Raw genomic sequence first — 15,305 nt, 5'->3', positions numbered from 1 at the left:
TCATTGCGTCAGCGTCTGTTGTTTCAGGTCACCGTCGAGCGTCTCGTTGGCGGATCGTGGCGGCCTCCTCCGCGTGACGGGCTGCTCGATGATCGCAACCGGCGCCGCGACGGCGGTGGCCGCTACAGTGCCGATATTTGCCACCGTGCCGCCGACGACAGCTGTAATGCCCTGGCCCAGCGTGATCTTGGAATCGGTAAGGGTCTGGCCGGTCATAAGGCGCTGGCCGATGAGTTGGACAATCTCGGGACTTTCCGCAAATTTGCCGTGATTGAGCTTGTCGTTGGTCTTCACCTTCGTCAGATCGATGGCGGTGATGCCGGCCTTTTCCAGTTTCGAGCGGTAGGGCTCTTCAGCAGGGTTGATCGCACCGAGACGGGATACACGTCCGGTGAGAAAGCTGGAGACTGCAAGAGCCTTGTCATCCTGGGAGACGAAGATCGTGAATTTCGGGCGCGGTTCGCCCATCTCCACATATTGTTTGGCGAAGACCTGAATGTCGATGTCGGGCGAGGCCAGGATGACATTGTGGATTTTCGAATTGACGTGACCGTCACGTATCCCCATCTGCCGCAGGGATTCCATGGCAAGCCAGGTCCCCATAGAGTGGGCCATGACGGTGATGTCCTTGACGTTGGGATCGGCCGCCAGCGTGCGAAGCGCCTGCTCCAGCGCCGTGCGCGAATAGTTCGTACTTTCCTTGTCGTACTGGTAGGCAGTGATTTCCGCTCGTGACGGCCAGGTGAACAGGACGGGCGTCGCCTGCATCTTGCTGTCGTGCACGATCTGCGCCAGCCGGAAGACGGAATCCTCATAGGTGTTGTTGAAGCCATGAATGAAGACGAGTGCATGCCCGCCGTTCACGTGCTGTCGGAACCAGACGCGGCCTTGCGCGACGGTGTCGATCTGCTGAACGTTCGTCACGGCAAAGTCGGTGGCGGGATCGGGGGGAAGGCGTTTAGGCCACTGAACCGTGCCGGCTTCACGCTTTGCCGGGATTGAAATGGAGATCTGGGTCAGATGTGGCTTGGAACTGCGCTCGCCGTTGAAGAGTGTGGCCGGGCTTCCGGAAGGCTCGCGCGTGGTCGCAACCAGCATGTCGACCCTTGATGTTGGCGGCGTCGATGAAATTGAAACGGGTGTCATCACGCCGCCCGGATGCCCGCAACTCGTTAGAAGAAGAAAAAGAGCCACGCTACGCTTTGCCATTCACGCATCCAGCAATCGCCCAGGAGGAGGCTTCGGAGCCGGAATACTAGCAGCTGGGTCGCAGCGGCGCCTGTAGCATCACGTAATATCTGTATGCTTTGAAAGCGATCGTTGCGCAGGCATGGATAGGAGTCACGTCCCGCACAGGCCGTCCGAGCGCAGCGAAAGAAAGCAGGCTTTGGCGACAGGTGTCGGATATAGCATAGCTTACGGCTATCCGACCGCGAGATCGTATCCGGCAGGATCTGGCTGCTGCGGGGCAGACTTCTTCCCGAGCCCGCCGCGGGTCGACCGTAAACAGATCATCGCGCTCTGGAGCTGCTTCAGGGCGCACAACATTTCAAGAAAAGATCGGCCGGCAAGCCTTTAGGCTGCACAAACCCTACTTCCCCTCATGCAACGAAAACACCAATGTCGCCTTGGTGCCGTCATGCCCGGGATCATAAGCGAAATCCGATTTCAAACTCGCGGCCATGGCCGTCAGAATGCGCGTGCCGAGGCCGGTTCCTCTGGCCGGGCTCGACGGGTCGAAACCGGCGCCGTCATCCTCGACGATGACGCGCAATGTCTCGTCCGTTTGGTCGACGAGGACGCGGATCTCGCCCGGCACGCTATCCGGATAGGCATATTTGAAGGCATTGGTGACAAGCTCGCTGACGATCAGCCCGAGCGTGATCACCTTGTCGGTCGCCAGATTGACCGGCTCAGCGGTAAGCACGATGCGGTGTGGCCGCTTGTCGTCGCGCATCGAGGCTTCGAGTTCGGTGAGCAGGCTGTTCAGATATTCGTCGACCTGCACCGAGCCGACCTGCCGGTTGGTGTAGAGCCGGCGGTGCACGCTGGCGATGGCGTTGATGCGCATCTGCGTTTCATGCAGCGCATCGATCGCCACCTGGTCCTTGGTCATCGAAGACTGCATGCGGATTAGCGCGCCGACCAGGCCGAGGCTGTTGGCGATCCGGTGGTTGACTTCGGTAAGCAGCATCTCGGCAAGGTCGCGCTGCTGGCGGATCACCTCCTGCGCCTGCGCCGTTTCGCGGCGAAAACGCGCCCGCTCCAGCGCCTGTTCGAGGGCAGCGGCCAGCAGGTCGAAATAATCGGCTGAGATCTCCTTGAGCATGTAGTCATCGGCGCCGGCCTTCAGCGCCGCAACCGCGATGCTGGTATCGTCCGAACCCGTCGCATAGATGACCGGCGGATGATCCGGCATCGCCGCAATGCAAGGCAAAATGTCGAGGCCGGTCTCGTCAGCCAGGACATGATCGAGCACGACGGCATCGATGCCGCCTTCGCCGAGTCTCGCAAGGCCGGCAGCGCCATTCTCAGCCCACTCCACCGAAAAGCCGCGCCGGAGCAGGTTCTTCTGCATCAGCAGGGCAAGCTCCTCGTCGTCGTCGATATAGAGGATGTGGATCAGGGCATCCGCATCGCCGCTAGAATTGCTCATTCCGTCTCCCGGCGTTCTCTCTGAGCGACGAACGCCCGCAAGCGTCCGAGTCGTCCGCATGGCAATGTCGTATTGCATTGACCGCCTGGGGTAAACAGCGGTTATCCCTCGCTCTTGTCGCAGGCGGCGCGGAAGAGGATGTCGGGCAGCCGGCATTTTCAGAACATGACCCTGGCCCTGGGGAGGATCCCATGGAAACCGTTGAAAGAGGCTGGGAAACGAGAACCCTGAAGTAAGATTCATAAACGCCGAGTGGCCCGATTGGTTCCGCAGGCCAAGCTAATTTTTCTGGAATTTCCGATGGCCGGATACTTCGGCCCCCGCCTCCACCGGCAATTGCAGGAAGCGTAGCGACGAGACGATGCCGATCGCGCCGACCACGACGAAAGCCCAGCGAAAATCGGCAAGAACGGGATTGTCGGTGCCCCTGAGAGCCGAGGCGATATTGAGCACTGCCGCCGCCACCGCCACGCCGAGCAGCATCGACACCTGCTGCAGCATGCTCGACAGCGTCGAGGCCGAGCTTCGCTGCGCCGGGCCGATATCGGCAAAAGCCAGCGTGTTCAGCGCGGTGAATTCCATCGACCGCGACAGGCCGGCGAGAAAAAGCAGCGCATGGATGAAAAACGGCGGCGTCGCCGGCGAAAGGAAGCCGCAGCCGACAATCGAAAGCGCCGCGATCAACCCATTGACCCCGAGCACGGTGCGGAAGCCGAAGAACCGCAGCAGCGGCGTCGTCACCGCCTTCATGCTGAAATTGCCGAGGAAATAGACGAGCAGATAGGTGCCGGCGGCAATCGAGCTCAGTCCGAAGCCGAGCTGGAACAGCAGAGGCAGTAGGAACGGCGTCGCGTTGATGGCCATCCGGCAAGCCGTGCCCGCCGACAGCGTCGACATCGAAAAAGTCTGGATGCGGAAGGCCGAAAGGTCGAGCAGTGGATTGTCGACGGCGAGAAAATGCCGAGTCGCCATGACCGAAAGCACGATGCCCGCCGCCAGCATTGAAATGATCGGCAAGAGACCGCCGTCCCATTTGACCGAAAGCTCCAACGCGGCAAGCAGGAAGGTCAATCCCGCAGCGCTGAGGACGAAGCCCACCAGATCCAGCCGGCCGGGATTGCTCTCGCGCTGCTCAGGCACGAAGCGCAGCACCAGCACCATGCCGAGAATGCCGATCGGGATGTTGATGAGGAAGTTCCAGTGCCAGCTGGCATAGGTGGTGATGAAGCCGCCGAGCACCGGGCCGATCACCGGCGCCGTCAGCGCCGGCCAGGTGATCAGCGCGATCGCCTGCACCAGTTCCGACTTGCGGGCATTCTTGAGCACGATGATGCGCCCGACCGGCGTCATCAGCGCACTGCCCGCCCCCTGGACGGCGCGCCACAGCACGAATTCCGCAAGGCTGCCAGAGAGCCCGCAGAACAGCGAGGCGCCGGTAAAAACGGCAATCGACATCAGGAAGATACGGCGCGCGCCGAACCGATCGCCGAGCCAGCCCGACAGCGGAATGAAAGCGGCCATCGTCAGCATGTAGACGGTGATGCCGATGCTCATCGACACCGGCTGCACGCCGAAGCTTGCCGCCATCTGCGGCAGCGAGGTGGTGACGATCGTGCCGTCGAGGATCTGCATGAAGAAGGAAACGGCAACGACCAGCGCCACGATTTTCGCCTGGCGGCCGCTCGCCGCCTCTTGCCCGTTCTCGCTCGTCTCTGCCGTGGTCATCGATCTGCCAATGAAAATTCCGGATGACGCGGCAGGGAAACGGGAAGGAAGCCGATCGGAGATCTGCCGCGCGGAGGCGCGCGGACATGGAAAGCCGCGCACTGGCTGAATACGCCCGTTGCAGCCGGCCGGAAAGGCTAAATCTCGCACTGCGCAGGAATATTCCCGATAGGGCCGGACGGCGGCCGACATCGATCCTCAGAAAGGATTCAAGAAAAAGGCCCCGCCGAAGCGAGGCCAAGCCTGATCCGCTCCGGGGAAAAACAGGAGCGGCGCACAATCCATATCGGGCGATCGATGTCGCAGCGAGGCCAGATGTCGCTGCTTTGGTACGCTTGCGGAGAAATTTCCCGATTTCGCGGAAAAGATTGCGCCCAGAAAGTCGCTGCCGGGTGGGCGCGACAGCTGTGCACTGCAGCAACGATTGCCGCTTGCAATGTTTATAAAAATAGTTTTCACTAAACATATTGCTAAACATGATGATTGAGGAGTTCATGTGAGCATTTTCTGAAACGGGTGAGCATGCGACGCCGGCGGGGAGCCGGCCCTTGGTTCTGGGAGGAACTTATGCAGAAAACATCGAAAGCCCTTTTGGGGCTGGCCACGGCATTCGTCATGTCGTCGGCATTGCCCAATCTCGCCAAAGCCGATGAACTGACGCTGTGCTGGGCCGCCTGGGACCCCGCCAATGCGCTGGTCGAGCTGTCGAAGGATTTCACCGCCAAAACCGGCACGCAGTTGAAGTTCGAATTCGTTCCGTGGACGAGTTATGCCGACCGCTTCCTCAACGAGTTGAACTCCCATGGCAAGCTCTGCGATCTCATCATCGGTGACAGCCAGTGGATCGGCGGATCGGCCGAGAACGGCCACTACGTCAAGCTCAACGACTTCTTCGACAAGGAAGGCATCAAGATGGATGACTTCGTGCCGGCGACGGTCGTCGGCTACTCGGAATGGCCGAAGAACACCCCGAACTACTGGGCACTGCCCGCCATGGGCGACGTCGTCGGTTGGACCTACCGCAAGGACTGGTTCGAGAAGCCGGAACTGCAGAAGGAATTCAAGGCAAAATACGGTTGGGATCTTGCAGCGCCGAAGACCTACGATCAGCTGAAGCAGATCGCCGAATTCTTCCAGAAGCGTGAAATCGACGGCAAGACCGTCTATGGCGCCTCGATTTATACCGAACGTGGCTCCGAAGGCATAACCATGGGCGTGACCAACGTCCTCTATGACTGGGGCTTCCAGTACGACAATCCGAAGAAGCCCTATGACATGGAAGGTTTCGTCAACTCGGACGATGCGGTCAAGGGCCTCGAATTCTACAAATCCCTCTATGATTGCTGCACCCCGCCCGGCAGCTCGAACGTCTACATGGTCGAATCCGCCGATGCCTTCAAATCCGGCCAGGTCGCCATGCAGATGAACTTCGCCTTCACCTGGCCCGGCCTCTATAAGGACGAAAAGGTCGGCGGCGACAGGATCGGCTTTTTCCCAAATCCAGCCGAAAAGGCGCATTTCGCCCAGCTCGGCGGCCAGGGCATCTCGGTCGTCTCCTACTCCGACAAGCGCGACGCCGCCCTGCAATATATCAAGTGGTTCGCCCAGCCTGATGTGCAGGCCAAATGGTGGGAACTCGGCGGCTTTTCCTGCCTGAACTCCGTCGTCAACGCGCCAAGCTTTGCCAAGAGCCAGCCCTATGCCCAAGCCTTCCTGGACTCGATGGCGATCGTCAAGGACTTCTGGGCTGAGCCGAGCTACGCCTCACTGCTGCAGGCCATGCAGAAACGCGTCCACAACTACGTGGTCGCCGGCAACGGCACCGCCAAGGAAGCGCTGGACGGTCTGGTGAAGGATTGGGGCGACGTCTTCAAGGACGACGGCAAGATCTAGCGCGTGGCATCACTGTTGCGTGTCATCCTCGCCAGGATGGCGGCCCGGATCGGCAGACGAGCCGGGCCGCCAGATCTGCCATATGCCAAAAGACCCCGTACCCCAATAAGACCAGGTGAAAACTTGACTATGTCCCATTCCTCCATCGTCGAGAAGGCAGCCGACGCAACAGCAAGGGCAACGCCGGTCTCGGTCGCCCGGCGCGTCCGCGGGCTCTCCGACAGGGCGATCGCCTGGCTGTTCATTGCACCGGCCATCACCTTGCTGCTGGCGATCAACATCTTCCCGCTGCTTTGGGCGGTCTATCTCTCCTTCACCAATTACCGCGCCAACCGGCCGAATGCGCCGGTCCAGGGCGTCGGCCTTGGAAATTACCAGCGCGTCCTCAACGATCCCGACATCTGGTTTGCGATGCAGACCACCGCGCATTTCGTCTTCTGGACGATCGTGCTGCAGACGGTGATCGGTTTCACGCTGGCCTATCTGATCGACCGCAAGTTTCGCGGCCATGCCTTCTGGACGACGATCATCCTGATTCCAATGATGCTGTCGCCTGCCGTGGTCGGCAATTTCTGGCGCTTTCTCTACGAGCCGCAGATCGGCCTCTTTGCCTATGCCGTGTCGCTGATATCAGGCATTCCGACATCGGAGATCCAGATGCTCGGCAACGTCACTCTGGCGCCCTGGGCGATCATCATCGTCGATACCTGGATGTGGACGCCCTATGTGATGCTGATCTGCCTCGCCGGCCTGCGCTCCATCCCCGATTATATCTATGAGGCGGCCGAGGTCGACCGCGCTTCGCCCTGGCGCCAGTTCTGGTCGATCACCGTGCCGATGGCCCTGCCCTTCATCATGCTCGCCGTGCTCTTCCGCGGCATCGAGAATTTCAAGATGTTCGACATGGTGACGCTGCTCACCGGCGGCGGGCCCGGCTCGGTCACCGAAGTCGCTTCGATCACGCTGAAACGCGCGGCCTTCGAAAGCTGGGCGACCGGCCGGGCCTCGGCCTTCGCCATCATCCTCTTCGTCGCGGTGTTTGGCCTCGCCAACATCTACGTCAAGGCATTGAACAAGGTGAAGCAACGATGAGCGCCGCCAACTCCGCCCATTCGGTCGTCGAACCGAGCCTTTCCAGCAAGCGCATCGCCGGCACCATCGTCGTCCTATACGCGCTGATCACCCTCATCCCACTCGTCTGGATCTTCCTGACCAGCATCAAGTCGCCGCCGGATTCGATCAGCTATCCCCCGAAGATCGTCTTCACGCCGTCGCTCGAAGGCTATTGCAACCTGTTCACGACGCGCACCCGGCAAACGCCTGATTATATCGCCTCGCTGCCGGCGCCGGTCGGAGCCTGCGATGAGGTGACGCGCAAGCGCAACATGGTGATCGCCGGCCCGTCGAACTTCCTGCCGCGCTTCGTCAATTCGCTGGTGATCGCCTTCGGCTCCACTTTCCTGGCGGTCTTCCTCGGCACGCTTGCCGCCTATGGCTTCTCACGCTTCAAGGTGCCGCTCGCCGACGACCTGCTGTTCTTCATCCTGTCGACACGCATGATGCCGCCGATCGCCGTCGCCATTCCGATCTACCTGATGTACCGCGAGCTGGGCCTGTCGGACACAGCGCTCGGCATGATCCTGCTCTACACCGCCGTCAACGTCTCGCTTGCCGTCTGGCTGCTGAAGGGCTTCATCGACGAGATCCCGCGCGAATACGAGGAAGCGGCGATGATCGACGGCTATACGAGGCTGCAGGCCTTCCGAAAGGTCGTGCTGCCGCAGGCGACCACCGGCATTGCCGCGACGGCGATCTTCTGCCTGATCTTCGCCTGGAACGAATATGCCTTCGCCGCCCTTCTGACCTCGGGCGAGGCCCAGACCGCGCCGCCCTTCATCCCGACGATCATCGGCGAAGGCGGGCAGGACTGGCCGGCGGTCGCCGCGGGCACGACGATCTTCCTGATCCCCATCCTCGTCTTCACCATTCTTCTGCGCAAGCAGTTGCTGCGCGGCATCACCTTCGGAGCCGTCCGCAAATGAGCCATCTGATCGAGACACGCACTCCCGCCCGTCCGAAGCGACCGTTCTTCCTGCGTCGTGGCCCGATGGAGACCATCGCCACCGTGCTGATCGGGCTCGGTTTCCTGATGCTGTTCCAGCCCTTCCTGCTGGTGCTCTACACCTATTCGCTGGTGACCCTGCTCATAGGCACCGTCATGTTCATCATCGTTTCGAAATTCCCGGAGTGAACCATGGCGGATATCCGGATCGAAAATCTCCGCAAGGAATTCGGCAGTTTCGTCGCCGTTCAGGATTCGAGCTTCACCGTCCATGACGGCGAGTTCCTGGCGCTTCTCGGACCTTCCGGCTGCGGCAAGACGACGACGCTGCGCATGATCGCCGGCCTCGAGCTGCCGTCGAGCGGCAAGATCTATCTCGACGGCGAGGACGTCACTTTCAACCGCGCCAGCGCCCGCGACATCGCCTTCGTCTTCCAGCTCTTCGCGCTCTACCCGCATATGAACGTGCGTAAGAATATCGGCTTCCCGCTGCTGTCGCAGGGCATGGCCAAGGCCGAAATCCGAGCCCGCGTCGAGGAGACGGCGCGCCTGCTGCAGATCGACCATATTCTCGACCGCTCGGTGTCCGGCCTTGCCGGCGGCGACCGCCAGCGCGTGGCGCTCGGCCGCGCCATCGTCCGGCGCCCGAAATGCTTCTTGATGGACGAGCCGCTCGGCACGCTCGATGCCGAATTCCGCGAGGTCATGGTTCATGAGCTGCGCGAACTGCACAACCGCATCCACGCGACCACCGTCTACGTCACCCATGACCAGCACGAAGCAATGGCGATGGCCGACAAGATCGCCGTCATGAACCATGGCGTCATCGAGCAGTTCGGCACGCCGCAAGAGATCTATGCCAAGCCGGCGACCATGTACGTCGCCGATTTCATCGGCTCGCCGCCGATGAACTTCATGCGCTTCACCTCGGGCCTGAAAAGCGGCGACCGCTCCATCCTGCTCGACGGCATCGATGTCGCCGTTCCCGAAATCCACCAGGACATGGCCGAGAGCGAACTGGCGCTCGGCGTCCGGCCGGAGCATATCCGCTTCAGCGATGCCTCGGCGCTCCGCGGCGCCGTCTATGGCAGCGAATATCTCGGCACCAACCAGGTCGTCGCCGTGGAAACCCCGGGCGGCCTGATCAGGGCCCGCGTTCCAGCCAATCGCAGCTTCCGGATCGGCGAGAGGGTCGGCCTGGAATTCAATCCGGCAAAACTCGCACTCTTCGACTGCAGGTCGGGCCGCGCGGTGCCGTCCTCACTCTATCAGGAGACCCGGCATGGCTGATGTCGTCCTCAGGAATCTCGCCAAGCGCTTCGGCGATACCCAGGCTCTGGCCGATCTCGATCTTTCGATCCGTGACGGCGAGTTCGTCGTGCTGCTCGGTCCCACGGGTGCCGGCAAGACCACGACGCTGCGGCTGATCGCCGGCTTGGAAAGACCAGATAGCGGCCGCATCGAGATCGGCGGCCGCAATGTCGCCACTGAGGCCCCCGCCGAACGCGACGTCGCCTTCGTCTTCCAGCAATATTCGCTCTATCCGCATATGACGGTTTACGAGAATCTCGCCTTCCCGCTGAAGGCGCCGGTCCGCAAGCTGAGCGCCGAGGAGATCGATCGGCGCGTGCGCGAGGTCGCGCGCATGGTTCGGATAGACCATAAACTCGAGAACCGCTCGACCAGGCTTTCCGGGGGCGAAATGCAGCGTGTCGCGATCGGCCGGGCGCTGGTGCGCCGGCCGGCCATCTATCTGATGGACGAGCCACTGTCCTCGCTCGACGCCAAGCTGCGCGCCGAACTGCGCCTGGAACTGAAGCGTATCCAGAAGGAACTGGGCTCGACGCTGCTCTACGTCACCCATGACCAGGTGGAAGCCATGACCATGGCCGACCGCATCGGCATCGTCGCCGAGGGACGGCTGATGCAGGTGGGAACCCCGCGCGAGATCTACGGCAATCCCGCCAACCTGCATGTTGCCGCCCGCCTCGGCCAGCCGCATATCAACCTTCTGCCCGCCGACCTGCTGCCGGGCGGCCGTCCGCCGGCCGGCACGAAAACCGTCGGCGCCCGCACCGAACATCTCGATATCATTGTCGGCAAGGATGCCAATGCGGAGATCGACTGGATCGAGCATCTCGGCGACCAGAACCATCTGCATATCAGAGCAAGCAATCACAAGCTCGTCACACTCGCCGATCCATATCTGGCGATCGCGCCGGGCGACCGGATCAGCCTGACGCTGCGCGATCCGCTTTATTTCGATGCGGCTGGACAGCGCCTTTCCTGACCGGCAAACAGACATGACGACGGCATGAAAAACAAACAGACGGGTCTCAATCGATGAAACATTTCTTCAACCGCAGGGAAAACATCGTCACCGAAGCCTTGGACGGACTGCTTCTGACGAGCAGCAACGGTCGTCTCGCCCGCCTCGACAGCTTTCCCGACATCAAGGTGATCCTGCGTGCGGACTGGGACAAATCGAAGGTGGCGATCATATCGGGCGGCGGCGCCGGCCATGAGCCCTCCCATGCCGGCTTCGTCGGCAAGGGCATGCTGACGGCAGCCGTCTCCGGCGAGATCTTCGCCTCGCCCAGCGTCGATGCCGTGCTGACGGCGATCCGCGCCGTGACCGGCCCGAAGGGCTCCCTGCTGATCGTCAAGAACTATACCGGCGACCGCCTGAATTTCGGCCTCGCCGCCGAAAAAGCGCGCGCCGAAGGCTTCGACGTCGAGATGGTCATCGTCGCCGATGATATCGCCATCCCCGGCATCAACCAGCCGCGCGGCGTCGCCGGTACGCTGTTCGTCCACAAGATCGCAGGTTATCAGGCCGAAAAAGGCGACGATCTGAAGACGGTCGCCGCCCATGCCGCAGCAGCAGCTGGCGACATCGTTTCGCTCGGCATGTCGCTGTCCACCTGCAGCGTGCCTGGCCAGGTCCATGAGGATCGTCTCGGTGCTGATGAAGGTGAACTCGGCCTCGGCATCCATGGCGAGCCCGGTGTCGAGCGCATCACCCTGCAGCCGGTCGCAGATATCGTCGCCACCATGGTGGCGCGCCTTTCGCCTGCGCTGCGCGAAGGCGCAAGCCATGCCCTCCTCATCAACAATCTCGGCGCCGTGCCGCCGCTCGAAATGACCGTCATTGCCAAAGCAGTACTGTCCTCCAGCCTCGCCGCTCGCATACAACTGATCATCGGCCCGGCGCCGATGATGACCGCGCTCAACATGAACGGTTTCTCGCTGTCGCTGATCCGGCTGGATGCCGCGCGCGAGGCGGCGCTGACGGCGGCGGTCGAGCCGCATGCCTGGATGCCGGCCGTCGAGCGCCATGAGATCCGGATCATCGCCGCACCGAGAACATCAGCCGGCTTGAACGGCGCGGCCGTGGCCGGGGAAAACACCCGCAACCGGCGCTTGATCACGGCGCTCTGCGAGCATCTGATCTCGCAGGAAAGCGAGCTCAACCGGCTGGACAGCCGCGTCGGCGACGGCGATACCGGCTCGACGGTGGCCTCGGGCGCCCGCAGCGTGCTTGCCCGCTTGGACATGCTGCCGCTCGACCGACCAGCGGCAACGCTTGCCTGCCTCGGCGATATTCTCGGCACCAGCATGGGCGGGTCGAGCGGCGTGCTGCTGTCGATTTTCTTCACCGCGGCGGCAAAGGCGATGGCCGATAAAGCCGATATATCAGCAGCCCTGCTTGCCGGGCTCGACAGGATGACGTTCTATGGCGGAGCCGGAGTCGGCGACCGGACAATGGTCGATGCGCTTTCGCCGGCCCTGCGGGCGCTCGAATCCGGCGATATCACTGCGGCGGCAAGGGCAGCGGCAGCGGGTGCGGAGTCGACGAAGACGATGATGAAGGCGAGAGCCGGACGCGCCTCCTATGTCGGCGAAAGAGATCTGGCGGGCGTCGCCGATCCCGGAGCCGTCGCGGTTGCCGGCGCGTTCGGCGTGGCGGCAAGCCTCGCCTGACCAAAGAGACGTTTGAAAGCCCGCGGGAGGCGCGGCGACAGGGAGGATGGCAGTGCAGGCGGAACCGGTGCTTGTGGCAGGATTGATCGAGGTGTGCTGCGCGACGATCGCTGATAATACCGATCACCTCTGCGCGCTCGATCGCGCCATCGGCGATGGCGATCACGGAACCAATATGCGGCGCGGCTGCGAGGCGGTGAGCGCCGAAGGCGCAAGCCTGTCCAGCCTGCCTTTTCCCGACGCCGTGGAAAAGATCGGCCTGACGCTGGTGATGAATGTCGGCGGCGCGGCCGGGCCGCTCTACGGCACGCTGCTGATGGAGATCGGCCGCGAGCTTCGCAAAAGCGAGGAAAAGATCGATTTTTCGCAGGTGCTGAAACAGGCGATCGACGCCGTGGCAAGGCGCGGGCGGGCGCATGCCGGCGACAAGACCCTGCTCGACGTGCTCTATCCCGTGCATGCCGCGTTGGCGAAGCGGTCCCCGCTCGGTGACATCGCCCGCAAGGCTGAACGCTCCGCCGACAGGACGGCCGCGATGAAGGCGATGCGCGGGCGCGCCGCCTATCTCGGCGACCGTTCGATCGGCCATGTCGACCCCGGCGCGTCGAGCTGCGCGCTGCTGACCACGGCGATCTGCCGCTATCTCGGGGAGCACCGTCAGCAATGAATGGAAAGACCACAAACGTAGGCATCGTGATCGTCTCCCACTCGCCGCTGGTGGCAAGGGGCATCGCCGACATGGTGCGGCAGATGGTCGGCGACTGCGTGCCGCTCGCCTGGTCGGGCGGCAACGTCCACGGCGAACTCGGCACCGATGCCGGCGGCATCCTCAAGGCGATCGAGACGGCCTGGTCCGATGCCGGCGTCGCCGTCTTCGTCGATCTCGGCGGCGCCGAGACCAACAGCGAGATGGCAATCGAAATGCTGGGGCTTCCCCGCGCGGCGCTCGTCTCCATCTGCAATGCGCCTTTGGTCGAAGGCGCCGTCATCGCCGCTGCCGAGGCGTCGGGGGGCGCATCGCTGGCCAAGGTCGTCGCCACAGCCGAGGAACTGTCCCCTTGATGACGAGCGGATTGCGTAGTGAAAAGCAGGAGCCCGAGCCATTGCACCTGAACTGCCAGACGGAAGTGGAAGTCAAGCACGGCGTCGGGCTGCATGCCCGTCCCTCCGTCACCTTCACGCGGCTTGCCAAGTCCTTCCCCTGCTCGATCGAGGTCGCCGTCAACGGCAGCGATGTCTGGCTGAACGGGAAGAGCATCATCAAGATCATGGGCGCGAGAATTCGCAAGGGGTCGATCCTCAGGATCCGGGCCGACGGTATCCTCGCCGAAGAGGCGATCCGCGCCCTAAAGGAACTCATCGAGCGCAACTTCGATGAGGAAAAGAAACATGGCCGAACCGCTTAGACTGAAAGCGAAGAGCGCATCCCCGGGCATCGCATCCGGCCCGGCCTTTCTCGCGGAGGAGCCAAAGGCTCCTTCCGCAGAGCGGCCGGACGGCGCACCCGCGCCTCAAATCGCCGGCGGATTCGGCGCACTGGAAAAGGCGATCGATGTCTCGATCGGCGAACTCGAGCGCCTTGCCGAGGGCGCCGATGCCGAAAGCCGCGATATCATCGATTTCCAGATCGAGGTGCTGCGTGATCCGACGATTGCGGAAGCGACCGGCGCGCGCATGCAAGCCGATGAGAACGTCGTCTTCGCCTGGGTCGCCACGCTCGACGCCTATATCGGCGAACTCGAAGCGGCCGACGAGGAGCAGATGCGGGCGCGCGCCGTCGACATTCTCGACATCAAGAACCGCGTGCTCGGCGCGCTCGCCGGCACACCGACCCCCGATTTCCCGGCTGGCTCGGTCTTCGTCGGCAAGGACATGGAGCCGAGCCGCTTTCTCGCTCATGATTGGTCGAAGGGCGGCGGCATTGCGCTGTTTGCCGGCAGCGCCGCCGGCCATGTCGCCTTGCTCGCCCGGGCGAAATCGGTGCCGATGGTGGTCGGCACGGGTCGTTTTTCGGCAGAAGATGGAGATCCAATCAGCGTGGATGGCGACGCCGGCGCGGTCATCCTGCAGGCGGGCGGCATGCTGATCCCGACACCGGCACAAGCACCTGCTACCGACACGCAGACCGAAAGCGGCGAACTGCGCTCTGCGGACGGTGTGCCGATCCAGCTGTCCATCAACATCAACGATCCCGCCGAGATCGATGCACTCGATCCGGCAACGGCAGGCGTCGGCCTGATGCGCTCGGAATTTTCAGTTGCCTCGGTCGCCGATGCCGCCAATGAGGAACGCCAGCTGGCGATCTATCGCCAGGTGCTGGAGCGGGCGGGCGATAAGCCGGTGATCATAAGAATGCTCGATATCGGCGGCGACAAGCCGCTCGCCGGCCTCGAAGACCTGCCGGCCCTCGCCTCGGGCCTGCGCGGCATCCGGCTGCTGCTCGCTCAGCCGGAAATCGCTCGCGTGCAGGCCCGCGCCCTGCTGCGCACCGCCGTCTTCGGCAGGCTGTCGGTGATGCTGCCGATGGTGACTTTTCCCGACGAAATCGACAGGATGCGGGACATATTTCGCGAAGAAGCCGAAAGACTCGGCCGCCGTGCCTTGCCCCACCGGATGCCGCCGATCGGCATGATGGTGGAGGTGCCAGCAGCCGCATTGATGCTCGACACCTTCGGCTCGGCAGCATTCTTCTCGTTCGGCACCAACGATCTCACGCAATATCTCGCCGCCTCGACCCGCGACAGCAGCGAAGCCGATACCGGCAAGGCGGCACCCGCCGTGCTCCGGCTGATTGCCCAGGCGGTCAAGCTTGCCGCCGGCAAGCCCGTCAGCATCTGCGGCGACATGGCCGGCGATCCGCACTATCTGCCCGGGCTGCTCGCCGCCGGCCTCCGGCATTTTTCCGTGGCGCCGGCCCGGCGTCCCGCGATAAGATCGGCGATCATCGGCCTCAATGCCGATGGCACAAGGGCAGCCGGAGAATAG

The 15,305-nt window shown here is 62.7% G+C and carries 14 protein-coding genes; 11 read left to right on the top strand and 3 right to left on the bottom strand.

Annotation, left to right across the window (positions count from 1 at the left end; genetic code table 11):
- The 3 genes from EEQ99_RS10130 to EEQ99_RS10120 form a co-directional block, all read right to left on the bottom strand.
- Positions 1-1,209, bottom strand: a complete 1,209-nt coding sequence (locus EEQ99_RS10130; protein WP_127430341.1) for an alpha/beta hydrolase — start codon at positions 1,207-1,209, stop codon at positions 1-3.
- Positions 1,210-1,591: 382 nt separating this feature from the next.
- On the bottom strand, positions 1,592-2,656 hold the full coding sequence (locus tag EEQ99_RS10125; RefSeq protein WP_127430340.1) for a sensor histidine kinase: 1,065 nt from the start codon (positions 2,654-2,656) through the stop codon (positions 1,592-1,594).
- A 279-nt stretch (positions 2,657-2,935) separates the two neighbouring features.
- A complete protein-coding gene (locus EEQ99_RS10120) occupies positions 2,936-4,381 on the bottom strand; it encodes an MFS transporter (RefSeq protein ID WP_127430339.1) in 1,446 nt (481 codons plus the stop codon).
- Between the two features lie 567 nt (positions 4,382-4,948).
- Here EEQ99_RS10120 and EEQ99_RS10110 point away from each other — a divergent pair.
- From EEQ99_RS10110 to EEQ99_RS10060, 11 genes are all read left to right on the top strand, one after another.
- Positions 4,949-6,274 (top strand): ABC transporter substrate-binding protein, encoded by a 1,326-nt coding sequence (locus EEQ99_RS10110; RefSeq protein ID WP_127430338.1) that lies wholly within the window; start codon positions 4,949-4,951, stop codon positions 6,272-6,274.
- Between the two features lie 123 nt (positions 6,275-6,397).
- On the top strand, positions 6,398-7,366 hold the full coding sequence (locus tag EEQ99_RS10105; RefSeq protein WP_174824444.1) for a carbohydrate ABC transporter permease: 969 nt from the start codon (positions 6,398-6,400) through the stop codon (positions 7,364-7,366).
- Positions 7,363-8,316, top strand: a complete 954-nt coding sequence (locus EEQ99_RS10100; RefSeq protein WP_028757828.1) for a carbohydrate ABC transporter permease — start codon at positions 7,363-7,365, stop codon at positions 8,314-8,316. The genes EEQ99_RS10105 and EEQ99_RS10100 overlap by 4 nt, the downstream gene beginning before the upstream one ends.
- A complete protein-coding gene (locus EEQ99_RS10095; protein ID WP_063475102.1) occupies positions 8,313-8,525 on the top strand; it encodes a hypothetical protein in 213 nt (70 codons plus the stop codon). Before EEQ99_RS10100 ends, EEQ99_RS10095 begins: the two co-directional genes overlap by 4 nt.
- Before the next feature lie 3 nt (positions 8,526-8,528).
- Positions 8,529-9,626, top strand: a complete 1,098-nt coding sequence (locus EEQ99_RS10090) for an ABC transporter ATP-binding protein (protein ID WP_127430337.1) — start codon at positions 8,529-8,531, stop codon at positions 9,624-9,626.
- A complete protein-coding gene (locus EEQ99_RS10085; protein ID WP_127430336.1) occupies positions 9,619-10,626 on the top strand; it encodes an ABC transporter ATP-binding protein in 1,008 nt (335 codons plus the stop codon). The genes EEQ99_RS10090 and EEQ99_RS10085 overlap by 8 nt, the downstream gene beginning before the upstream one ends.
- A 53-nt stretch (positions 10,627-10,679) precedes the next feature.
- Entirely contained in the window at positions 10,680-12,320 is a 1,641-nt protein-coding gene (locus EEQ99_RS10080) for a dihydroxyacetone kinase subunit DhaK (RefSeq protein WP_127430335.1), read from the top strand.
- Positions 12,321-12,366: 46 nt separating this feature from the next.
- A complete protein-coding gene (gene dhaL, locus EEQ99_RS10075; RefSeq protein ID WP_047610382.1) occupies positions 12,367-12,987 on the top strand; it encodes a dihydroxyacetone kinase subunit DhaL in 621 nt (206 codons plus the stop codon).
- The gene (gene dhaM, locus EEQ99_RS10070; protein WP_097542335.1) at positions 12,984-13,382 is read left to right on the top strand and encodes a dihydroxyacetone kinase phosphoryl donor subunit DhaM; all 399 of its coding nucleotides are present in this window, start codon (positions 12,984-12,986) and stop codon (positions 13,380-13,382) included. The genes dhaL and dhaM overlap by 4 nt, the downstream gene beginning before the upstream one ends.
- On the top strand, positions 13,382-13,726 hold the full coding sequence (locus tag EEQ99_RS10065; RefSeq protein ID WP_028757822.1) for an HPr family phosphocarrier protein: 345 nt from the start codon (positions 13,382-13,384) through the stop codon (positions 13,724-13,726). The genes dhaM and EEQ99_RS10065 overlap by 1 nt, the downstream gene beginning before the upstream one ends.
- On the top strand, positions 13,710-15,305 hold the full coding sequence (locus tag EEQ99_RS10060; protein ID WP_047610386.1) for a putative PEP-binding protein: 1,596 nt from the start codon (positions 13,710-13,712) through the stop codon (positions 15,303-15,305). The genes EEQ99_RS10065 and EEQ99_RS10060 overlap by 17 nt, the downstream gene beginning before the upstream one ends.

Origin of the sequence: Rhizobium anhuiense (genome assembly GCF_003985145.1) — a bacterium.
Taxonomy (GTDB): Bacteria; Pseudomonadota; Alphaproteobacteria; order Rhizobiales; family Rhizobiaceae; genus Rhizobium; species Rhizobium anhuiense.
The sequence above is the reverse complement of the archived record's forward strand: the minus strand, read 5'-3'. Positions and strand labels throughout refer to the sequence as shown.